General features: G+C 38.0%; 16 protein-coding genes. 8 read left to right on the forward strand and 8 right to left on the reverse strand.

Annotated elements, in window-relative coordinates; all coding sequences use genetic code 11:
- Nucleotides 1-32: 32 nt before the first annotated feature.
- Nucleotides 33-1,859: a thiol protease/hemagglutinin PrtT gene (locus BQ7394_RS23680; RefSeq protein WP_075559641.1), complete on the reverse strand. Its 1,827-nt coding sequence runs from the start codon at nucleotides 1,857-1,859 to the stop codon at nucleotides 33-35.
- Between the two features lie 290 nt (nucleotides 1,860-2,149).
- Here BQ7394_RS23680 and leuS point away from each other — a divergent pair, with 290 nt between their 5' ends.
- Nucleotides 2,150-4,987: a leucine--tRNA ligase gene (leuS, locus tag BQ7394_RS23685; RefSeq protein ID WP_075559642.1), complete on the forward strand. Its 2,838-nt coding sequence runs from the start codon at nucleotides 2,150-2,152 to the stop codon at nucleotides 4,985-4,987.
- Nucleotides 4,988-5,869 (forward strand): YitT family protein, encoded by an 882-nt coding sequence (locus BQ7394_RS23690; protein ID WP_075559643.1) that lies wholly within the window; start codon nucleotides 4,988-4,990, stop codon nucleotides 5,867-5,869. It begins immediately after the preceding gene.
- Here the strand turns inward: BQ7394_RS23690 and BQ7394_RS23695 are convergent.
- Nucleotides 5,866-7,374 (reverse strand): phosphoethanolamine transferase, encoded by a 1,509-nt coding sequence (locus BQ7394_RS23695; RefSeq protein WP_075559644.1) that lies wholly within the window; start codon nucleotides 7,372-7,374, stop codon nucleotides 5,866-5,868. The genes BQ7394_RS23690 and BQ7394_RS23695 overlap by 4 nt on opposite strands.
- Nucleotides 7,375-7,435: 61 nt before the next feature.
- Between BQ7394_RS23695 and BQ7394_RS23700 the strand changes: the two genes are divergently transcribed.
- Nucleotides 7,436-8,020, forward strand: a complete 585-nt coding sequence (locus BQ7394_RS23700) for a non-canonical purine NTP diphosphatase (RefSeq protein ID WP_075559645.1) — start codon at nucleotides 7,436-7,438, stop codon at nucleotides 8,018-8,020.
- A gap of 3 nt (nucleotides 8,021-8,023) precedes the next feature.
- Nucleotides 8,024-10,393: a type IX secretion system anionic LPS delivery protein PorZ gene (gene porZ / locus BQ7394_RS23705; protein ID WP_075559646.1), complete on the forward strand. Its 2,370-nt coding sequence runs from the start codon at nucleotides 8,024-8,026 to the stop codon at nucleotides 10,391-10,393.
- Here porZ and BQ7394_RS23710 read toward each other — a convergent pair.
- The 3 genes from BQ7394_RS23710 to nadA are packed head-to-tail and all read right to left on the reverse strand — an operon-like array spanning nucleotide 10,377 to nucleotide 13,842.
- Nucleotides 10,377-11,348, reverse strand: a complete 972-nt coding sequence (locus BQ7394_RS23710; RefSeq protein ID WP_075559647.1) for an SGNH/GDSL hydrolase family protein — start codon at nucleotides 11,346-11,348, stop codon at nucleotides 10,377-10,379. The genes porZ and BQ7394_RS23710 overlap by 17 nt on opposite strands.
- 6 nt (nucleotides 11,349-11,354) lie before the next feature.
- Entirely contained in the window at nucleotides 11,355-12,818 is a 1,464-nt protein-coding gene (locus BQ7394_RS23715; protein ID WP_075559648.1) for an MBOAT family O-acyltransferase, read from the reverse strand.
- A gap of 37 nt (nucleotides 12,819-12,855) precedes the next feature.
- Complete coding sequence (gene nadA, locus BQ7394_RS23720) at nucleotides 12,856-13,842, reverse strand: quinolinate synthase NadA (protein ID WP_075559649.1); 987 nt, start codon at nucleotides 13,840-13,842, stop codon at nucleotides 12,856-12,858.
- A gap of 1,200 nt (nucleotides 13,843-15,042) precedes the next feature.
- Between nadA and BQ7394_RS23725 the strand changes: the two genes are divergently transcribed.
- The gene (locus BQ7394_RS23725) at nucleotides 15,043-15,573 is read left to right on the forward strand and encodes an RNA methyltransferase (protein ID WP_075559650.1); all 531 of its coding nucleotides are present in this window, start codon (nucleotides 15,043-15,045) and stop codon (nucleotides 15,571-15,573) included.
- Here BQ7394_RS23725 and BQ7394_RS23730 read toward each other — a convergent pair.
- Nucleotides 15,565-16,170, reverse strand: a complete 606-nt coding sequence (locus BQ7394_RS23730) for a DUF4294 domain-containing protein (protein WP_075559651.1) — start codon at nucleotides 16,168-16,170, stop codon at nucleotides 15,565-15,567. The genes BQ7394_RS23725 and BQ7394_RS23730 overlap by 9 nt on opposite strands.
- A gap of 225 nt (nucleotides 16,171-16,395) precedes the next feature.
- On the opposite strand from BQ7394_RS23730, the gene BQ7394_RS23735 reads away from it, so the two are divergent.
- Both BQ7394_RS23735 and BQ7394_RS23740 read left to right on the forward strand, forming a co-directional pair.
- The gene (locus tag BQ7394_RS23735; RefSeq protein WP_075559652.1) at nucleotides 16,396-17,202 is read left to right on the forward strand and encodes a hypothetical protein; all 807 of its coding nucleotides are present in this window, start codon (nucleotides 16,396-16,398) and stop codon (nucleotides 17,200-17,202) included.
- 11 nt (nucleotides 17,203-17,213) lie between these two features.
- Nucleotides 17,214-19,277, forward strand: a complete 2,064-nt coding sequence (locus BQ7394_RS23740; protein WP_075559653.1) for a helix-hairpin-helix domain-containing protein — start codon at nucleotides 17,214-17,216, stop codon at nucleotides 19,275-19,277.
- An 8-nt stretch (nucleotides 19,278-19,285) separates the two neighbouring features.
- Here BQ7394_RS23740 and BQ7394_RS23745 read toward each other — a convergent pair whose 3' ends face one another.
- Complete coding sequence (locus BQ7394_RS23745) at nucleotides 19,286-20,176, reverse strand: DUF1574 family protein (protein ID WP_075559654.1); 891 nt, start codon at nucleotides 20,174-20,176, stop codon at nucleotides 19,286-19,288.
- A gap of 5 nt (nucleotides 20,177-20,181) precedes the next feature.
- Nucleotides 20,182-21,621: an MBOAT family O-acyltransferase gene (locus BQ7394_RS23750; protein ID WP_075560217.1), complete on the reverse strand. Its 1,440-nt coding sequence runs from the start codon at nucleotides 21,619-21,621 to the stop codon at nucleotides 20,182-20,184.
- Nucleotides 21,622-22,093: 472 nt separating this feature from the next.
- On the opposite strand from BQ7394_RS23750, the gene BQ7394_RS23755 reads away from it, so the two are divergent.
- Nucleotides 22,094-22,873: a radical SAM protein gene (locus BQ7394_RS23755; RefSeq protein WP_075559655.1), complete on the forward strand. Its 780-nt coding sequence runs from the start codon at nucleotides 22,094-22,096 to the stop codon at nucleotides 22,871-22,873.
- Nucleotides 22,874-22,891 lie beyond the last annotated feature (18 nt).

Here is a 22,891-nt window from a genome sequence, read left to right on the forward strand (position 1 = left end):
CCACGAGATGATTATCTTCAAATAAAACCTAATTATTTCTTTACCAGTTTATGACTACTTCGTCCTTCCACAGTCATAACTTCCAATACATAAACTCCGGCCGGATAGCTATCATAAGAAAGTGATAATTGAGTATTATTACCTGCTGATTGTTTTTTCATCAATCGTCCGTTCATATCATACAAAACCACTTCTTTAATTGCAATAGGGGCAGTTATCTGAACCGTTCCGGCTACGTCATAAGAAACGAAAACACCTGTTTCGGCTGTTATATTTTCCGTTGAGGTAGAAGGATCGGCGGCCACCACGATTTCACCGGTTGTATTATTATTGCCTCTCACCCATTTCCATTCACTCCCGTCACTACTTTTATATAACAAACGGATACGGTCACCGGGAGCGATCGTTTTAGTGATCGTACAAGGTACTTCCTGTCCTACTCCACGTTCGATCTGGATAGTAACAGGTTCTTCGCTGGAGATAAATTCTTTTGTATTCCCGTTTTTGTCTACAAGAGCGACAACCAGGTTACCTGAAAAATCACGGATACTCATGTTGCCTACATAACCATACTGAACACCGAAAAGCTGATTTTCTTCAAAATCTTCTGTGGTGGCTTCAAGGCCGGCAAAGACAGTACCCTCATTTTCCCCATAGAAGAAAGCCAATACATCCTGATAGGTAGAACCTTCCACCGGCTTTTTCATACTGATAATGGCATCCTGACCAAGCGAGAAACCACCTCCGCTATTACCACCGGTTCCCTGCACTTCAGGTTCGAGGACAGATAACAGGTAATACCCATTAGCCAGTCCGCTCCATCCCCAGTTCACATGATAATAATCGGCATCGTTGTAACCGTCGATGATAAATTGATGACCTTCTTTCTGATCATTCTCACCACCATAGACAACAGGGCGATTATCATCCAGTTCACTTTTGATAATCGCTTCCCATTCGTCTTTCTGATAATTATTGCGTTGCAGGACATGGAGAGATTTATCGTATTTCATATAATTGACAAGCCCCTGGGCTGCCGTTAATGTCAAGGCACCGCTGTTACCAGGAGCATAATTCATTTCTGAGAAAACACCGCAATCGTACATCAGGGTGGCTACGTTTTGGGCCTGCTCAGTAGTATATTGCCCTGCCGTGTAGGTAGAAGGCATGTTATCCCACTGGTATGGAGTGTCGAAAGTAGCGGAAAGAGACAGATTATAAGTCTGCGAAGTATAAGAATGACTCCCCTGCCCTACGTCCGGCCATTTATGATATTGCATGGCGATAGCCGTCGAGGTGGCAACACATCCGGTGGGTGTACGCTGGCTGTTTACCACCGGGCATAAGTTATTATAAGGTGTCATCTGATCCCAAAGGACAGTTGTTAATAACGTTCCGGTCGATTTCAACTGCATCTTACCCTGACGAACTTCGTTCCAGGCGGCTGTGACGTCCTTTGAAACCTCCGGTTTGTTTTCACGTATCCAGTTGATCTGACGCTGGTAACTTTCAAACCATCCACGCAGGTTGGACGGCATGGAGTTTTTTTCAAACAGTTGCTGCATGCCATAACCTAGAATAGGATATACAGCATCATCACCGGCTACAACGACAAAACCGTCGGCATCTTCGCGGTTAAATACGTAAAAGGTAGCATCCTGTACGGAACCGGCTGATTTGGTAGCCGCTCCGGCATCCGACCAGACCAATTTCACCTCCGATTCCGAAGCTTTTGTCTGCGGAGAATTACTTTTCAGGAAACTGAGGGCTACGCTCTTCGCCTGTTTTACATCAATAGGTGCAGCACTTATCGACATTGTTAACAAGGCGGTAAAGAAAATAAAAGTACATCTTCTCATTACTTGTCATTTTTTAGTTTAAACTTAGTTTGCGCTTATCAGAGGTTTGGTTGAAGGGTATTAATGGCGTTTTACTTAATTCCTTAATAAAGGTGTTCCTATAACAAAGAAAAGAGAAAAATAGTTTCCCTTTCCACTTTAATGAAGAAGCATTTTCTTTGATATCACAATATGTGATACCAAAAAAGCCAGGTAACCCCCGACCGAAAATAAGTTATGTGAAGTAAAACAAAATAAATTGACTAACTTTGTGGCTTTAAACTGAAAACGATATAAAACGATTAAATATTATGGAGTACAATTTCAAAGAAATTGAGAAAAAATGGCACGAATACTGGATTGCCAATGGGGTTTATAAAGTGAAGGAAAATAAAGATAAACCCAAATACTACGTGTTGGATATGTTCCCTTACCCATCAGGAGCTGGACTACATGTTGGTCATCCGCTCGGTTACATTGCTTCTGATATTTATTCCCGCTTCAAACGTCTGCAGGGTTTCAACGTTTTACACCCGATGGGATACGATGCTTACGGTCTGCCGGCAGAACAATATGCCATCCAAACCGGACAACATCCCGAAGTAACAACCAAACAAAACATCACCCGTTACCGCGAGCAGATGGACAAAATAGGTTTCAGCTATGACTGGAGCCGCGAAATCCGTACTTGTGATCCGGAATATTATCACTGGACTCAATGGGCATTCATTAAAATGTTCAACAGCTATTATTGCAATGACGCAAAGAAAGCATTACCTATCGAAAACCTGGTCAAAGCTTTCGAAACAAGTGGTACTGAAGGTCTGAATGTTGCCTGTGGTGAAGAACTACAATTTACTGCCGAAGAATGGAAAGCCAAAAGCGATAAAGAAAAACAGGCCATATTATTGAATTACCGCATTGCTTACCGCGGCGAAACAATGGTGAACTGGTGCTCTGAACTGGGTACCGTGCTGGCAAACGACGAGGTAGTGAACGGCGTTTCCGAACGTGGTGGTTTTCCGGTAGAACAAAAATTGATGCGCCAGTGGTGTTTACGTGTATCAGCCTATTCACAGCGCCTGCTGGACGGACTGGATACAATCGACTGGACAGATTCCTTGAAAGATACACAACGTAACTGGATCGGTCGTAGTGAAGGAGCCGAGATCCAGTTCAAAGTAAAAGATAGTGATATGGAATTTACCATCTTTACAACCCGTGCAGATACCATGTTCGGTGTAACTTTTATGGTATTGGCTCCTGAAAGCGAACTGGTTGCCCAGTTGACGACACCCGAACAAAAACAGGAAGTAGATGCTTATCTGGATCGTACTAAAAAACGTACGGAACGTGAACGTATTGCCGACCGTTCTGTAACCGGTGTATTCAGTGGCTCGTATGCTATCAATCCGTTTACGGGAGATGCAGTACCCGTTTGGATCAGCGACTATGTATTGGCTGGTTATGGAACAGGTGCTATCATGGCGGTTCCGGCACACGATAGCCGTGACTATGCGTTTGCCCGTCATTTCAATCTGCCTATCATTCCATTGATCGAAGGTTGTGATGTGAGTGAAGAGAGCTTCGATGCCAAAGAAGGTATTGTCTGCAATTCCCCGAGACCGGATGTAGCTCCCTATTGCGACCTGTCATTAAATGGTCTGACTGTAAAAGAAGCAATCGCCGCTACTAAAAAATATGTATCCGAACATCAACTGGGACGTGTAAAGATAAACTATCGTCTGCGCGATGCTATCTTCAGCCGCCAGCGTTATTGGGGCGAACCGTTCCCTGTATATTATGATGCTGACGGAATGCCTCAGATGCTGCCTTTCGAAGCATTGCCGTTACAGTTGCCCGAAGTGGATAAATTCCTGCCGACAGCTACAGGTGAACCTCCATTGGGACATGCAACCAAATGGGCATGGGATTCCGTAAATAAAGAAATTACAGAAACATCTAAAATAGATAACAAGACCATTTTCCCGCTGGAACTTTGTACTATGCCGGGGTTTGCCGGTTCTTCAGCTTATTATCTGCGTTACATGGATCCGCATAATGACAAAGGATTGGTGGATAAACAGGTAAACGAATACTGGCGTAATGTGGACCTGTACATCGGTGGTACCGAACATGCTACCGGTCACCTGATTTATAGCCGTTTCTGGAATAAATTCCTGTATGATATGGGAGTTATCAGCGAAGAGGAACCGTTCCAGAAACTGATCAACCAAGGTATGATCCAGGGACGTTCCAACTTTGTATATCGTATAAAGGATACCAATACATTCGTTTCACTGAACCTGAAAGATCAGTACGAAGTGACTCCTATCCATGTGGATGTAAACATCGTATACAACGATATCCTTGATGTTGAAGCTTTCAAGAACTGGCGTCCGGAATACAACAATGCGGAATTTATACTGGAAGACGGCAAATACGTCTGCGGATGGGCTGTTGAAAAGATGTCAAAATCCATGTTCAATGTTGTCAATCCGGATATGATTGTTGAAAAATATGGTGCCGATACATTGCGTCTGTATGAAATGTTCTTAGGCCCGTTGGAACAATCCAAACCCTGGGATACAAACGGTATCGACGGTGTACACCGTTTCCTGAAAAAGCTGTGGGCTCTGTTCTACGGAAACACCGACAGCCTGCAGATAACAGATGCCGAACCGACAGCCGAAGAATTGAAATCATTACATAAACTGATCAAGAAAGTAACATTCGATATCGAGCATTTCTCTTATAATACTTCTATCAGTGCTTTCATGATCTGTATTAACGAATTAAGCAGCCTGAAATGCAATAAGCGTGCTATCCTGGAGCAACTCATCATCTTACTTGCTCCGTTTGCACCTCACACAGCAGAAGAGTTATGGCATGTATGTGGTCACGACACAACTATATGCGATGCTCCATGGCCACAGCACAACGAAGAGTATCTGAAAGAAAATTCAGTTACTTACGCCATCTCATTCAACGGAAAAGCCCGCTTCAATCTGGAACTCCCGGCTGATATGCCCCGTGAAGAGGTAGAAAAGGTTGCTCTCAGCCACGAAAGTTCCGCTAAATGGATGGAAGGCAAGACTCCTAAAAAGGTGATTGTCGTTCCAGGTAAGATCGTTAATATCGTTATCTAAATGAGAACAGCTCAGTTTTATAAAGTATTTTTTTCTATACAGGATTATCTGATGATTCTATTCGGAACCATTTTATATGGTTTCGGATTCAACGCATTCATCCTGTCTAATGAAATTGTTACCGGTGGTGTCAGTGGTATCTGTGCATTGATATTCTTTGCCACCGGCGGCGCCATACCGGTATCGGTTTCATACTTTGTTATCAATGTTGTCTTACTATTAGCCGCTCTAAAGATATTAGGATTCAAATTCCTGATAAAGACAATCTTTGGAGTATTCTCGCTTTCAGCTTCCCTGTCATTTTTTGAATGGTTGCTGAAAGGAAATCCGATCTTACATGATCAGCCATTTATGGCCATTATGATTGGTGCCCTCCTCTGTGGTGCCGGATTGGGATTGGTATTTTCTGCCAACGGAAGTACCGGAGGAACGGATATTATCGGAGCTATTGTAAACAAATACAAGAACATATCCATCGGACGTGCCTTGTTGTTTTGTGATTTCTTCATTATCAGCTCTTCTTTCTTCCTATTCCATAATGTGGATAAGATCGTGTTCGGTTTTGTTGAAATGATTATTAGCAACTATGTCCTCGACATGGTGTTAAACGGTAACCGCCAATCCGTACAATTCCTCATATTCTCACAAAAATATGATGAGATAGCCGATCGGATCATCCATGATCTGGATCGTGGATGTACCATCCTTGATGGCGTAGGAGGTTATTCCAAAAAGCCGGTCAAGGTTGTCGTATTGCTGGCTAAGAAATCAGAATCCGTATCTATCTTCCGCCTGGTAAAACAAATAGACCACCAGGCATTTATTTCGCAGAGCATTGTCCGCGGAGTATATGGAGAAGGGTTTGATCAGATAAAAACCTAGCGGAATATACTTAACGAGTAATCAATATATTCAGAACCGATCCCTCCGGCATCCAGTATACTGTGATAAAGGTAATCGGTTCTGAATCGTTTTAAAGAGTTTTCTTTTGCTTTTTCATAATGATCCGGATGTTCCTTTTTATACTCCGGCGACATCCAAACCATACAAGCCGCTTGATGTGTATAAGGATTTTCTGCAGCATGTAACCAAGCGCCATCTTCTCCTAGTGCTTCCCCATGATCAGACTGATATATAAGAATGGCCTTTTTATCTTTTAAACGATCTATCAGATTAGATAAAAAATAATCTGTGTACAGAATTGTATTGTCATATGAATTTATCATTTCTTCCTGTGTACAAGAGGAGATAATTTTACTTTTTACTATCGGCTGGAAATGAGTAAACTCATCTATAAAATGCGAATTATACCACCAGTGAGAACCTATTGTATGTAATATAATCAGTTTCTTATTATTTTCCATCTGTAAAGCATTATCAAAAAGCGGTAATAAATCCCCATCCAACCATTGATCGAATACCACATAAGAAGACTTATTTATATTGACATGAATCAGTGAGTCACATTCATTCATAAAATAAACATAAGTATCAGCAGCCTCCTGATTAGCTAACCAAACCGTATAAAAATCACAGGCATTAAAAAAACTTATAAAAGACTTTTCTGAATAAGCTCTCGAATAATCAGTACTATCAGCACGAGTCAATATATGTGGAACACTCCGATTCGTATATGTCTGTTCTGCATATACAAAAGGGTAAGATATAATATCTTCTTTTGACAATAATGGAGTCGTATTTCGTTCATATCCATTCAATCCCAAATGATCAGGACGAAGCGATTCACCCAGTACAAAAACAACTGTCAAATCCTCATCACTACATTGTATCCCGCCTGTTAAGTCTGTTCTGTTCTCACTGATAATCTGTTTTTCTTCCCAATATTTCATAAAAGTATAATAAACATTGAAGGGAATACGTTCTGTTATAGGATATTTTATAGTGTTTATACGTGTTACTGTAAATAACAGTAAACCACCTATAAGAGTAGGATAAAGAGAAGGACGAACTACAACCCGTTTAATCCGGTAAACTGCAAATATTATAGATATCCCGAATGTTATAAGCACAAATACTAATAAGCCCGGTGAGTATAAATCCCCGGATGTACGCATGTCGTTCTCCAGGGCTGCATCCAATACCATAGGAGTCAAAGTTGCATTCATGGTAAAACGAAACCAGGCCAATAGCGAGCTTATCAACGTTAGTAATGGAAATGTTATAGCAAATACATATTTATTAGCAGCTAATAAAATGGTGATAAAATAAAGTACCATTGTTACTACCGACCATTGAAAAGCTATAATAAATAAGTCTTTAACCGTTCCTATAGGTATAGTAAGAAAATCAGCAGAGGTAAAACAAATACCTAAAAATAAAGTAGCAACTAAAGAAAAAATATAAAAATGAACAGGCACATTCTTCATATTGATAATGAATTGATATGTATTTTTGTGCAAAAATAGAAACAATACATTGATAAGCAGTATGAAAACATTAGTATTTGCAACTAATAACAAACATAAACTGGATGAAGTACAAAAAATAACATCCGGCCTGGTAAATATAGTAAGCCTGGAAGATATCGGTTGTCATGATGATATACCGGAAACAAGTGATACCCTGGAAGGAAATGCTCTTCAGAAAGCCCGATACATAAAAGAGCATTATGGATTCGATTGTTTTGCCGACGATACAGGCCTGGAGGTGGAAGCATTAAATAATGCACCAGGGGTTTATTCTGCACGTTATGCAGGTCCCGGACATGACTCGGAAGCAAATATGAATAAACTTTTACAGGAAATGAATAATATAAAAAACCGAAAAGCTTGTTTCCGTACAGTTATTGCTCTCTTATTAAATGGCCAGGAGTATTTATTTGAAGGAATTGTAAATGGTCAAATAACGAAAGATAAACGAGGTGCAAGTGGATTCGGATATGATCCGATCTTTGTACCGGATAATTACACACAAACTTTTGCCGAGATGGGAAATGATATTAAAAATACGATCAGCCACCGGGCTGAAGCTGTAAAGAAATTAAGTGCTTTTCTATCTACATTATCAGAATAAATTATGAGAAGAATTATATACACTTTTATATTTATATACGTTACCGCTTCTACCATCATTGCCCAAAAAAGTGTTGGAGAATGGAATACTTACCTGGCATATAATATTGCAATGAAAGTCGCAGAAGGTAATAATCATGTATTCACTGTAGCGGACGGTTCTCTATACAGTTATAGTAAAGAAGATAATAGTGTTAAGCATTATACCAAACAAACAGGGCTTAGCGACAGTGGGATAGATCATATTATCTTCAATCCTGAAGTAAATACATTATTGATTACTTACAGCAATGGAAATATAGACCTGTTGGGAGATTATGGCATTTATAATCTTTCTTATTTACTTGATAATTCGAATGTAACGAATAAAACCATTAACAGCATATACTTATATAAAGAATATGCTTATCTGGCAACAGATTTCGGGATTATTGTCCTTAATATGGATCCGAATAAGAAAGAAATCAAAGATACTTACAAATTGAACAAGAAAGTCAATTCCGTAACTATCAACGACAATTACATATATGCAGCTACTTCGAATGGCATATTGAAAGCATCGTTGGATGCTAATTTACTAGATTATAATGAATGGGACTCTTATCAGTTGGCTCCATCTGAATTCGAATTCGACCAGGACAGTATCAGTCAGATATGTTTCTTTCAGAATACCTTATGTTTTTTTGCTAATCAAAAATACAAGAAAGGTATTTATTATGAACAAGCAGATAAAACAGTCAAAAGTCTGTTGATAAATAATAGTTTGACTAATATGGTTTTTCAAAATAATAAATTGATGCCATATACCAACACTCAATTATACATCTATTCTTCATTGACGGAAAGAGACGTCATCAATGCAGGAATTGTATATGGTGTTTCATCTCTCAAAGATCCCAACACATTTTGGATAGCTTCAGGAGTCAATGGCTTAAAAGGTATTCAGAAAAAAAATAATCAATATGAAGTAGTTGTAGAAGGATTGAACGATCAAACGATATATCCTAAACGTAATTATAATTATTATATGACTACATACGAAAATCAATTATATATTGTTGGAGGAGATCGTTGGACCGATAGAAAATTTAGACAAGGAACACTAATGATATATGATAATGAAAAATGGTTCAACTTAGATGAAACTACTATCAAAATAATTATTTCTGATGAAAAAAATAAAATTGAATATCCTAGTGACTATACAGGAATAGCCATTGATCCCAAAGATCCCTCACATTATTATGTATCTTCTTACGGAGAAGGTATTATTGAATTCAAAGACAATCAATATGTTCAATTATTTAATCACAAAAATAGTACACTATCTACAATCTATCCAACTGGTGGAGACAGAGCACAACAGAGATATATACGTATTGGAAGTGTAACTTTCGATAAAAATGGCAATCTATGGGCTACTAATTGCGGAGTACAGGATGTACTCAAAGTATTAAAAGCCGATGGAACCTGGACAAGTTTCAATTTTTCTAATACAGATAATTTTACAAATGTTCCTCTGGCAGATAAAATAACAATCACTTCCGATAATCGTAAATGGATAAATGTTCCCTACGGATATAAATCTGGTATCCTTATCTTTGATGATGGCGGAACAATAGATGATACAAGCGACGACCAAGCTCGTTTTATATCAACATTCAGCGATATCAACGGTACGATTGATGCCAGCGGTTATTTCTGCATTACTGAAGATAAAAACGGACAGGTCTGGATTGGAACTAACAGAGGTCCGATTTACTGTGCCAATCCCAAAGCTAAACTGGAAGATATAAGATGTAGCCGGGTTATCCGTCCTGCAGATGAAATCAATGATGTTCCTTATAATTTTCTTGATGGAGAACAAATAAATGCTATCGCTGTAGACGGAGGAAACCGTAAATGGATAGCTACACAAAGTTCCGGTGTATTTCTGGTAAGCGAAGATGGTATGGAAACAATCGAAAATTTTACTACAACCAACTCTCCTCTCCCATCCAATCAGATAAACTCATTAGCCATTAATCAACTGACCGGAGAAGTTTTTATAGGTACTGAAAAAGGATTGGTATCTTATATGGGCGACGCAACAGAAGGAAAAGAAGATTATTCGGATGTATATGCTTATCCGAATCCTGTTCGTCCGGAACATAACGACCATGTAACAATCGTCGGATTAATGAATGATTCGAATGTAAAAATTACGGATCTGAAAGGTAATATCATTTACCAGGGAAAATCTGCCGGAGGTACCTTTACCTGGGATTGCCGGAGTAGAAAAGGTGGCCGGGTTGCAACCGGAGTTTATCTTGTATTCTCAGCAACACCCGAAGCCAAAGAAAGCGTGGTGACTAAAATTATGGTAGTGAAATAAGTATTTGATTGGTTATCTTTTTGGCACCTTTGTCATTCGGATGGATTGCATCGTAAAAATCGGATGCTTCCAACAAATCAAAACAATCGATATAAGGGATATACCCCAATTCTTTTATATAAGACTGAAGAGCTTCCTGCTTTTCAGTCTTTTTTGCTGATATAATATCAGGATTATACGGCATCAACACCAGATAATATTGAATATTCTTTGCTTTGAAAAAAGAATAAGACTCCTCTATCAATCGTTTCCATTCAGGAGTTATCCTATACGCTTCAAACTTATTTTGTTTGTTTTGTTCGTCCAGGCCACGCTGATAAACAGCTTCATTTCTGTAAGAGGCCTGAGCAGCAGGATAACGTAATTCATTGTCGATAGAACTTTCCGGTGCATCATCGTCCAATAGATTACGAAGTACGAATGAGAATCCCGAAAACAAACAATTCCTGGCTTTATAATTATAATACCAATCCGATTTACTCAATTCATCATATAAACCAGGTACTAACAATTTCGTCCGGTCATCCATCTTATAGCCATACATATGCAAAGCCACCTGATTAGGTATATCCATATCGACCGGCTTGGACAGAACATCTATATCGAGACACTGAATAACCGTTCTGACAGAAGGCGGCAATGAAGAATAATATAAAGCACTCTCACTCAGCATCTGTCCGGTCGAAGTAAAACTATATACGACAGGATGATCGCTCAACTCTTTTTCCAACATATAGCCATCTACTCCACTCATCCCCCTGCTATTACCGAAAATAACAATCTCCGGAGCCTGTTCCGGATCTTTTATTGTATTCAGTATAAGTTTGGTACGGGCATAATCATTAGGAAGCATCCTGAAGAAGTAAGGAGTTACCCCATTCAAACCAACCATCAAAACGACTATAAATAATAGAAAAAAGAATATCCTCTTTATCTGTTTCCCTGTCAGTTCCATAATTTCTTAGAATTGAAAATAAATAAAATTAGAAGAATCAGCACCGAAGAAATAAATCGAAAAGAGTATGCCGGCATAAATTGAGTACCGGACAAATGAACTTTTTATGTTCTGTATATCCAATCCGAAAGGCTTATTCCTGTTCACCCATTCCACGACTAACAGAATACCTATAAATACCAACGATAACATGGCCGTCACATTATTAGCTCCGCTAACCTTGGGAACCCTCAACAAAGAAGGTGAAAATATATCACCGATATAATTAAACGCAATAGAGAGCGTTTCTGCCCTGAACACAATCCACCCCAGGGTAACGAACCCGAAAGTGATCAACATTGAAATAACAGAAGGAAATATAGGCGAATCACCCTGTTTCTTCTTACTCAATAATAACAAAGGTACAAATAATAGTCCATGATAGATTCCCCAGGTAATGAATGTCCAGTTTGCTCCATGCCACAATCCGCTCAGGAAAAATATAACCAGAATATTACGTATATGTTTATATTGTCCTTCCCTGCTACCGCCCAAAGGAATATATACATAATCCACAAACCAGGTATTCAACGATATATGCCACCTGCGCCAGAATTCGATAATATTTCTTGAAAAATAAGGATAATGGAAGTTTTGCTTCAATGTTATACCAAATAATTTAGCTGTCCCGATGGCAATATCCGAATACCCCGAAAAATCACCATATATCTGGAAAGCAAATAAAAAAGCACCCAGAACCAATGTACTGGCAGAATAATTCGAATAATTACCGAATACATCGTTCACAACCAATGCACAGTTATCGGCAATCACCATCTTTTTAAAAAAACCCCATAAGATCTGACGCATACCATCTACGGCATAGTCATAAGTAAACTTACGCGGCTTATAAAACTGAACCAGTAAATTGGTAGCTCTTTCGATAGGCCCGGCAACCAACTGTGGAAAAAAACTGACGAAAGCAAAGAAAGCCACTATATCTTTTGTCGGTTCCAACCTTCTCCTGTACACATCTATTGTGTAACTCAAAGCCTGGAACGTATAAAAACTGATACCTACCGGAAGAATGATCTGCAAAGTCGATTTGTGTAAGGTGATTCCCAATAGGGAAAAAGCTTCCACAAAGTTATCAACAAAGAAATTAAAGTATTTGAAAAATCCAAGAATAACCAAATTCAGGAAAATATTAATCCCGGTTATCCATCTGCATTTCTTTTGTACAGATAAGGTATCTTCAGATAATGAATCGTTGCCTTCCCGTACTTTTGCAATAGCAACACCACTCAACCAGCTGCAAAAAGATGTAAAGGCAATAAGTATAAGAAAACGCCAGTCCCACCATCCATAAAACAGATAGCTTACAATGACGATAAATAAGTTTTGTAATTTTATCTTCCTGTTGAAAACAAACCAATATAGTAAGAATACTACCGGAAGATAAATCAAAAACTCTATTGAATTAAATAACATCTTGTTCTGTTCTATGAATGATGGGACAGCCTATATGTTACAAACCTAATTTTTCAGAAATCTCCAACATCTTACGAATCGGTTTAATAGCCTTCTTCTGTACTTCCTCGTCGACAAATATCTCCGGCATTTCAAATTTCAAACAGTTATACAACTTTTCCATCGTATTCAGCCGCATGAAATTACATTCGTTGCAAGCACATGTACTGTCGTTGGGAGGAGCCGGAATAAACTCTTTCTCCGGGCTCTTTTTACGCATTTCGTGAATAACGCCGCTTTCCGTCGCTACAATGAACTGTTTCTTGTCTGACTTGATAGTGTGCTTCAAAAGAGCGGCAGTCGAACCTACGAAGTCTGACACCTGTATAACGGGTTGTTTACACTCCGGGTGAGTGATCACTTCCGCATCCGGATACTGTTCCTTCAATTCCAGTATCTTTTCCAGTGAAAATTGTTCATGCACATGACAGGCACCATTCCAGAGTAACATATTACGTCCGGTAATACTATTTATGTAATTACCCAGGTTCCGGTCCGGACCGAAGATCATTTTTGTTCCTTCCGGAAAACTTTCAACGATCTGACGGGCATTGGTGGAAGTTACCACCACATCTGTTACCGCTTTTACCGCAGCTGTTGTATTGACATATGAAATAACCACATGATCCGGATGTTGTTTTACAAATTCAGCAAACTCAGGAGCCGGGCAACTATCGGCCAGTGAACAACCGGCATTCAGATCAGGAACCAATACTTTCTTGTCCGGACATAGGATCTTAGCCGTTTCACCCATAAAATGAACACCACAGAGAACAATAATATCCGCTGTTGTTTTAGCAGCCCATTGAGCCAACGCCAGACTGTCTCCCACGAAATCTGCTATATCCTGTATATCGCCGGTCTGATAATAATGCGCAAGGATAACGGCATTCTTTTCCTTACGGAGTTTATCAATGGCTTCCTTCAGATCTATGTCTTTAGGTACCGGTGCATCCATATATCCGATCGATTGATTTGTCAACATAGTTTATCTATTATATTATTCTTAATTTAATTCTAAAGATAAATAGGATGTATATAATATCCTGTTAAAATGGTTCATATTTTAATCGCCCTTTCCTCCTTATGAGGATATAAATAGTATATCAACAAAGTTATCATCTACTTTTATAGCTGATAATCTTTATTTTACTATACTTATCAACTCTATGTTGATAATGTGCAAAGGTAAAAACTTTATTTATTTCAGCCATCTAAAGCAGTGCAAAACAATCTTTAAAAGAAAGGGGAAAGAAGCTTCCCTATTTATTGGCCGTCATAATAAATCTCTTATCCGATATCTCAATCGAGAAAAGCAAGAGTTTTTTATCAGCACTTACCAACCACCTGTTCACAGGATATCCACACGAGATTCACACACATACGTTTCACCTGTCACAAGCAATGCAGCACATTGGCATATAGACAGTTGCTGTGACGGCAGACGTTTCACATTTAAAAGACAGGTCTTTTAAAATGTTAAGACAGGACTTTTGTCTTTAAAAGACGGGACATTTAAAAACAAAAGACCTGTCTTTTTCAGCCGGTGCTTACCGAACCTAAAAGCAGTGCCTGTCGGTTTACCGCCCGGTGCTTATGGAACCTTTGTAAAGACATGTCACCATAAAAGAATTATATTCAAGTAGGTGGAAGCCGTGACAGGTGAAACGTTATTGCAAAGATAATCCTTTGTAACTGTATCCTTCCGTAATCCCCTTTCTTACGTTATCCACAATTATATATTATATTAATATTAATCTTTAATTTAAAAATAAAATATGATGTATATGATATCCTGTTGAAACAGTTAATACATTTTCGTTACAATATTTGTTTGAGGAGTTATTAAAGTATATGAACCGCTTATCAAGACGATACTAACAGCATAAAATATAGCTTTACTTCTGTTTTCCTTTTGTTTATAGACTTTATTAGTTTTATGTTGATAACTGGTTGTGTGAAAAAGTTTGTTCCTGTTGATGGGTGTTGATACGTGTATAACTGCTGTTAATAGCTCGTAATAAATAATGGGTTATAAATGTTGCGTGTTTGAAATGAGGAGGAGTATAAGTAAGTATTTGAATAAAGCAAGAACTTTTTTTCATTTTGTGTTCACTACTTATCAATACCTTTTCAACGGCATATCCACATTAATTAGCTACTTTTGCAGGCAAAGAAAAGAGCTATGCGTAAACTGAAAATAACAGAAATGAACCGCCTCACCCCGGAGGCTTTTAAAGAGAGTAAGAAGATACCTTTAATTGTTGTGCTTGACCATGTTAGGAGTCTGAATAACGTCGGATCCGTTTTCCGTACGTCGGATGCTTTCAAGGTAGAGGCTATTTACTTGTGCGGTATCACGGCTTGTCCGCCTCATGCGGAGATCCATAAGACTGCTTTGGGAGCTGAAGATACGGTGGAATGGAAATATTTTGAAGATACACACGACGCTGTTGATAACCTGAAGCAACAAGGGTATACTGTTTGTGCAGTAGAACAGGCAGAAGGTAGTGTTATGCTGGATAAACTACTGTTAGACAAGGATAAAAAATATGCAGTTATCATGGGAAACGAAGTAAAAGGTGTTCAACAATCTGTTGTTGATAACTGTGATATGTGTATTGAAATACCCCAATACGGAACTAAACATTCATTAAATGTATCGGTAACGACAGGGATCGTTATCTGGGATTTCTTTAAACAGTTATCAGATTAATCCTCTTTCAACCATAATAACGACCCGTTCGGTCATGGCATCTTTTCCTTTCGGGTCGTATTCCGATTTCAGGCTGGCTCCGAACATACCGGCAAACAAATTCCAGAAGCCTGCTCTGAAACCTCCCAGGTAAGCTTTCAACAGGTTATAACTTGATTGGTTACATTCCCTGTCGATCAGTTTGATAAGTAGTTTACCTTGTGAGAATGTCAGCTTTTTAAGTTCCGGTTTATATTCTTTGAACAAATCCTTTTCCATACGTTTCAGATGTTCCTGACGAGCCTTATCATTAGGAAGTGTTTCCATATATTCATAGGTTTCGATCAGGGTTTCATATACCATTTTAGCATAAGGTAATGTGCGTTTTACGTCTCGAACCAGTTTATTATACTTTTGTTGTTCCCGGTTGTTCTTGAAACGCATCTGAGGAAAAATAAATACTTCCTGGAGATTGACAACAGCAATGGTATCCTTCCCATCCAGATAAGCTCTTTGTACTCCTTCGGGAAGTGTGTTTATTTTCAGTTTCTGTGCCTGACCGGCTGTGACACAGAGTAAAAACAAAACAACAATCTTATACCATCTTACTTTCATCATAAGCTACAAAAGTAGGTGATTTACCGATAGTCTGTACCGGTTTTACAGAATTTGACTAATTATATGGAAATGATGATTTACTTGTTAATAAGTTGCCGGATTAATAAGAATCGTTATATTTGCAGGAATTCTTATTAATAACAAAACGAATTAGCTATGGACATTGAATATTATTAGTAGCATTCTATATGTGCTTATAAATTAACAACCAAAAATATCTTATCTATGAAACTATTGATTCTATCCCTGTTATCGGGAGTTTTCCCCTGTTTATATGCTGTTAATAACTTACGTTTGCCCGATATGCGTAGCATGGGAATGGGAGAATGTGGCATTACCCAATCTTTTCTTTTTAATCCGGCACTGATCGGTCGGAAAAGTTCTAAAAGTTTAGATATCAGCTATTTTAATCGCTACGGACTAAAAGAACTGGGAGTTATTAACCTTTCATTTTCTTATCCTGTCACCTTTCTTCCAATCGGTGTTAATATCTCTTCTTTCGGTTATGATCGATACAGGGAAAGTATGTTCCGGCTTTTCCTTGGAAAGTCTTTGAATGAAAAATGGAATATCGGTATAAGTATCCAGTATTCAATAATACAGACAGAGTTGACAGAGAAACATCCACAGTACTTATCGACCGACATCGGTATTATTTATTCTCCGGTTGAAAAGCTGTTGATCGGTATGTTGATAATGGATTTACCGTCTGTCGCTATAAAAAAGGAAGATATTGATACTAACTATTTTATGAGTTATTCTATACAGATAGGTTTTCAATGGGAAGTAATTAACAGCCTGTTGATAGTAGGGAATCTGGAGACGAATAAACAGGCTACTTTAACAGGTTGTGCCGGTTTGGAATATCAATTATATAAACAGTTTTATGTACGGGCAGGAATCAAAGCAACTCCCCTCCTGCCCACTCTTGGTGTAGGATATCGCTTTTCCTGTTTCACTGTAGATGTGGCAACTGTGTATCATCCGGTGTTGGGTATTAGTACAGGGATAGGTTTGAAGTATTCTTTTTAAATTATATAACTATGAAAAAGTCGTTTATAACTCTGTTGGTATATATGTTGATAAACAGTTATAATATTAATAGTCAGAACATTTATTCTGTTGATAAGTGGATGGAATACATAGAAGAAATGGCTTCCGAAACAGATGATGATGGCCGGATTGAAAATCTTTATTCCGATCTTTCATATCTGGCTGAACATCCTTTTGAACTAAACAGTGTTACTAGGGAAGAATTAACCCGCTTGCCTTTTTTATCCGATCAGCAGATTGAACGGATTATCTCTTACCGCAAAAAATATGGTAAACTGGTTACGCTTTATGAACTGAAGAATATTGAAGAGTTGGATTTTCAGACAATATCTTTGTTACTTCCTTTTGTTTATATCGGAGAGATTTCTGTTGATAAACGTCCTTTTACTGTTAAAAACATGTTGAAGTATAGTTCTAATGAATTGCAAATCAAATATGATCAATGTTTTCAACAGAAAAAAGGATATTGTTCATATCCGGATAGTATTTTACAGCAATATCCGAACCGGAAATATCTGGGTGAACCTTTCTATCACTCCCTTCGTTATTCTTATGCATTCGATGAAAGGCTCCAGTTTGGAATTGTAGCGGAGAAAGATGCCGGTGAACCTTTTTGGAATGAATATCATAAAGGGTATGATTATTATTCGGCACATCTATTTTTGAAAGATATAAACAAATGGTTGAAAAGCTTTGCAGTCGGTGATTACAAAGTTTCTTTCGGACAAGGTTTGGTTATCAATAGTGATTTTTCTCCGGGTCGGAGTTCTATTGTGACTCAGGCGGAAAGACGTACGAATGGATTTCGCCGGCATTTTTCAACGAATGAGAATGATTACTTTCGTGGAGTAGCTTCTACCGTTTCGATTAAAGATTTGGATATCAGTTTCTTTTATTCTTTCAGAAAGCTGGATGCGGGTGTTGATAACTACGAAGTAAGTTCGTTTAAAACCGATGGTTTGCACCGGTTAGAACGTGATTGGAATAAAAAACATACTGTTCCTATGCAGACATACGGTGGGAATGTACGCTATGCAACTTCTAATCTTGCCATCGGTATAACAGCCCTCTCCTATTCTTTTGGAAAATACGATATACAACCTGATCCGAAACCTTATAACCTTTTCTATTTCCGTGGAAACAGTAATATGAACATCAGTGTGGATTATATGTTGAAAACGAATAAACTTAAATTTTATGGTGAAACAGCCTTATCTTCAAATAAAGCTGTAGCTACATTAAATGCGTTTCAACTGACACCTGTTTCTTATTTATCGTTATTGCTGCTTCATCGTTATTACGATAGGCGTTATCAGGCTTTTTTCGGAAGTGCTTTCAGTCAGAATTCTACTGTGCAGAATGAGCAAGGTGTTTATACAGGGATGCAATGGACACCGTTCGCCCATTTTAAATTATCGTTGTATGCCGACTTGTTTCGTTTCCCCTGGTTGAAATATGGAATAGATTCACCTTCTTCCGGACAGGAATATATGGCTCAGTTGGATTATAATTCAGGAAAGAATTTTAGTACCTACTTTCGTTATAAGTATAGGAAGAAAGAAAAGAACCAGACTGTAGAAAATGAATCGACACGAAGTGTACTACCTTATTCCCAACAACGTTTCCGTCTTCAATTGTTATATGGTTTACAACCTGCATGGGTGTTGAAAACATCTGCAGATGCTGTTTATTACGATGAACAACAGGGCAAACAAAGTCTTGGGTGGATGATTTCACAAAGTATAGGTTGGAAATCTTCTTCATTTCCTCTTCAGTCTGATTTTTATATTGGTTATTTTCATACGGATGATTATTATAGCCGTATCAATTCGTATGAAAAGAATATTCTTTATGCTTTCAATATGCCTTCTTTTTACGGAAAAGGAATCAGGTTATCTTTCTCTTTCCGATGGAACATACTGGATAAGCTATCTCTTTCTGCAAAGCTGGCCCATACTTATTATGCCGATCGGGATTTGATAGGTACGGATCAGGAAGAAATAGAAGGGCATAACAAAACAGATGTATATGTGCTTCTCAGGTATAAGTTTTAAATCTGTTTTTATAATTCTGTTTTTAGGATATGGTCGATGGAGTCTTTTAATATGTTGGTAAACTTTTCAGCCCCTTGCTCTGATAAATGGTCACCGTCGTTGAAATCATTATCACCGAATCTGTCGTCTTTCAGGTAATTGAGGTAGAGAACATTTTCGTGGTTGTTTACTATCTCTTTTGCTGTAGAGAACAGTAAATAGAGTTGGTCTTCATTTAAATAGTTGTAATAACTGGGATAGGTTGGTGTGGTAACTAGAATTAGTTTTATCTGCTTATTTTCACAAAACCGGATTATTTTATCCAGAAATCGAAGGTTATCAGCTAAGCCTTCCTGGTTGTTCATAGTATGTCGTTTGGCTGCTTTTATGCCGCTTATATCCAAATTGTCTTTAAAAGCTTTGTTGACTCTGAATCCCAGTGGAGAACATTGTGAGGTGTTTCCCTTTAAATATTCTTTTATTTTTTCATAAGTAATGCTGCTGGTGATTTCTACGCTGTATTTATATTTATCATATCCCATATAAATACCATAATATTTTAAACGGGACTTATCAACATATTCCATCTTGTCCTGAAGCGTACAATACGAAAAAGACAGGATTACATATTTTAATCCGGTATATAGATTATCATATTTAGTCAATATGAAATAGTCGCGTTCCAGATCCTGTGATGAGTTTGCAAAGTTAAAAGCATTAGTAAAGAAGAAAGGGTTAACTCCTGACATACAATGTGAATTACCTAATATAAGTGTATTTAAGCTGTTTGCATGTTGCAGCATCCATTCATTTTTGTATTTGTAGGTATTGGGAATTTGCCTGATGGCATATTCCAGTAGGGTGAATATTATCAGTAGAGGAATAAGGAAGACGATCAATTGTTTTATAAACTTCTTCATAACGGTTAGAATTGAAAGTAAATAAAATTAGCCGGAGTGCCTTGCAGAAGGATAATTATAAAGATCAGGATATAATAAATACTCCACCGGATCACGGGTGATTTTACATTCCTGTTTATTTGCAGACCATGATCTTTCTCCCGTTGAAACCATTCTACAATAAAAAGTAATAAACAATATATCAGAGCCTTTTTACCATATAGAAAAGATATTTCAAATAAGGAAGGCGAAAAAAGATGTGACAAATAATCGAATGCTTCGCTGATATCATTTGCTCTGAAAATGATCCATCCGATGAGAACCAATAAGAATGTACCTAGTATTTGTGCAACTTCTTTTAGAGAAGGTAAATATTTACCCTCAGCAGCAATGTTCCCGGTATATGTCCTGTTTTTATTGAGTAATAAAAGGGGAATGAAAAGTAAAGCATGATAGATTCCCCATGCAACGAATGTCCAGTTGGCTCCATGCCAAAGACCGCTGATAATGAATATAATAAAAGTATTTCGAATCGCTTTAGTCTTTTTACACCGGCTTCCTCCTAACGGAATATAGATATAATCGCGAAACCAGGTACTTAACGATATATGCCAGCGTCTCCAGAATTCAGAAATGTCTCTTGAAAAATAGGGATAGTTGAAGTTCTTCATCAAATTGATCCCGAATAACCGGGAGCAACCGATAGCAATGTCTGAATAACCGGAAAAATCCCCATATATCTGGAAAGTGAATAAAAAAGCTCCCAGTAAAAGTGTAAAACCACTCTGATATTGATAAGTGCTCCATATCTCATTAACAGCTATCGCGCAATTGTCTGCTATTATCATCTTCTTGAAAAATCCCCACAACATTTGTTGGCAGCCGTCTATTGCTTTATGATAATCGAATCTACGCCGTTTATAAAACTGAGGTAACAAGCTGGTAGCTCTTTCTATCGGACCTGCTACCAACTGTGGGAAGAAACTGACAAAAGCAAAAAATGCCACCGGATCATGGCAGGCTGATATTTTCTTTTGATATACGTCGATGCTGTAACTAAGTGCCTGTAATGTATAAAAACTTATACCGACAGGTAAAAGTATGTCTAATGTGATCCAGTCGGGTTCGAAGCCTAATGTATGTAATGCTGTTTTCAGATTGGCACTAAAGAAATTAAAATATTTAAAAGTACCCAGGATACCCAGGTTGAGTAAAATATTGATCGTATTGATCACTTTTTGTTTTTTACGGTTACCTTCAGTCCGTTCAATAAGAATTCCGCTGATAAAACAGAAAGAGCTGGTCAGTATGATAAGAAAAAGAAAACGGATATCCCACCAGCCGTAAAAAACGTAGCTGGCTATCACAACAAGAAGGTTCTGCCATTTTAAATTCTTATTTGCCGACCAATACAGTATAAATACGATTGGTAGGAAAACGATGAATTCGATAGAATTAAACAGCACAATATAATATATTGCTGCCACTGATTCCCTGAAGTGGCAATTATTATAAGAGAAAACGCAGGAATTGACCGAACCTATCGTTATTCCAATAACCTATTATCACAATTTACTGCATACAATCAGACACGCTAATATATACACGACTTGCCTATGAATAGACAAATGTGAAATAATAGCGAGTTAATTAATACTGTAAATTATGAAATATAAATTGAAAAGAATAAAGCCGGACGCTTTCTGTAATAAATATCGCTGATGTACGATTGTACTGGTCGCAAAAGTAGTGAAACATAGTTTATTGACTGTTTAATTAATAATAAATTATATTTTATTAAAGGATAAGTGATTGTCTGATTTTTATGTATTTCTTCATTGGTTATTATAAGCTCTTTTGTAGCTTTGTGTCCGTAAAACTGGTAATATTGCGATGTTCTTTGTTATATAAAGAACTTAATGGATAAATTATATAGTTATGTCAACGATTCTTTTTGATAAAATAGTGTTCGGTCCGATACACAGTCGGCGTCTGGGTGTTTCTTTGGGTATGAACCTGCTTCCTGTCGACGGTAAACTTTGTTCTTTCGATTGCATTTATTGCGAGTGTGGTTTGAATGGTGAGCGTCGTACACACACCAAACTACCGGTTCGTGAAGAAGTAAAAATCGCTCTGGAAGAAAAGTTATTGGCTATGCAAAAAGAAGGGATAGCTCCTGATGTGATCACCTTTGCAGGCAATGGTGAACCGACGATGCATCCGGAATTCGAAGGTATCATAGAAGATACGATCGCTACCCGTAACCGTTACTTTCCAAATGCCAAAATCGCTGTACTGTCAAATTCGACTATGCTTCATAAAGAAGGTGTATTCCGGGCATTGAATAAGATCGAGGATAATATACTTAAGCTCGATTCCGTACTCGATAGCCGGATACAACAGCTGAATGTTCCGAATTCCCCGGCTTTTACGTTCGAGAGATTGTTGGAGCAATTATGCCGTTTCAACGGAAACCTGATTATCCAGACCATGTTCCTGCAAGGTGAAATAGATGGTAAGTCGGTTGATAATACTACTGAAGAGGAGATAAAAGGTTGGATCGATGCATTGAAGAAAATAAAACCGAAACAAGTTATGATCTATACTATCGATCGTGAAACACCTTTGAAAGGACTTAGAAAGGTATCCAAGGAGGCTTTGGATGCAATAGCAGACCGGGTTCGGGAAGAAGGATTTGATGTAACAGTTTCCTATTGATTGTACTTACTTTTGGCT

The organism is Parabacteroides timonensis (assembly GCF_900128505.1).
GTDB classification, from domain to species: Bacteria; Bacteroidota; Bacteroidia; order Bacteroidales; family Tannerellaceae; genus Parabacteroides; species Parabacteroides timonensis.

Excerpts from the sequence above, each read along its gene's own strand:
- BQ7394_RS23730 (WP_075559651.1), bottom strand. The coding sequence starts at position 16,170 with ATGATGAAAGTAAGATGGTATAAGATTGTTGTTTTGTTTTTACTCTGT.
- nadA (WP_075559649.1), bottom strand. The coding sequence starts at position 13,842 with ATGTTGACAAATCAATCGATCGGATATATGGATGCACCGGTACCTAAA.
- BQ7394_RS23725 (WP_075559650.1), top strand. The coding sequence starts at position 15,043 with ATGCGTAAACTGAAAATAACAGAAATGAACCGCCTCACCCCGGAGGCT.
- BQ7394_RS23745 (WP_075559654.1), bottom strand. The coding sequence starts at position 20,176 with ATGAAGAAGTTTATAAAACAATTGATCGTCTTCCTTATTCCTCTACTG.
- leuS (WP_075559642.1), top strand. The coding sequence starts at position 2,150 with ATGGAGTACAATTTCAAAGAAATTGAGAAAAAATGGCACGAATACTGG.
- BQ7394_RS23710 (WP_075559647.1), bottom strand. The coding sequence starts at position 11,348 with ATGGAACTGACAGGGAAACAGATAAAGAGGATATTCTTTTTTCTATTA.
- BQ7394_RS23735 (WP_075559652.1), top strand. The coding sequence starts at position 16,396 with ATGAAACTATTGATTCTATCCCTGTTATCGGGAGTTTTCCCCTGTTTA.
- BQ7394_RS23715 (WP_075559648.1), bottom strand. The coding sequence starts at position 12,818 with ATGTTATTTAATTCAATAGAGTTTTTGATTTATCTTCCGGTAGTATTC.
- BQ7394_RS23740 (WP_075559653.1), top strand. The coding sequence starts at position 17,214 with ATGAAAAAGTCGTTTATAACTCTGTTGGTATATATGTTGATAAACAGT.
- BQ7394_RS23700 (WP_075559645.1), top strand. The coding sequence starts at position 7,436 with ATGAAAACATTAGTATTTGCAACTAATAACAAACATAAACTGGATGAA.
- BQ7394_RS23680 (WP_075559641.1), bottom strand. The coding sequence starts at position 1,859 with ATGAGAAGATGTACTTTTATTTTCTTTACCGCCTTGTTAACAATGTCG.
- BQ7394_RS23755 (WP_075559655.1), top strand. The coding sequence starts at position 22,094 with ATGTCAACGATTCTTTTTGATAAAATAGTGTTCGGTCCGATACACAGT.
- BQ7394_RS23690 (WP_075559643.1), top strand. The coding sequence starts at position 4,988 with ATGAGAACAGCTCAGTTTTATAAAGTATTTTTTTCTATACAGGATTAT.
- porZ (WP_075559646.1), top strand. The coding sequence starts at position 8,024 with ATGAGAAGAATTATATACACTTTTATATTTATATACGTTACCGCTTCT.
- BQ7394_RS23695 (WP_075559644.1), bottom strand. The coding sequence starts at position 7,374 with ATGAAGAATGTGCCTGTTCATTTTTATATTTTTTCTTTAGTTGCTACT.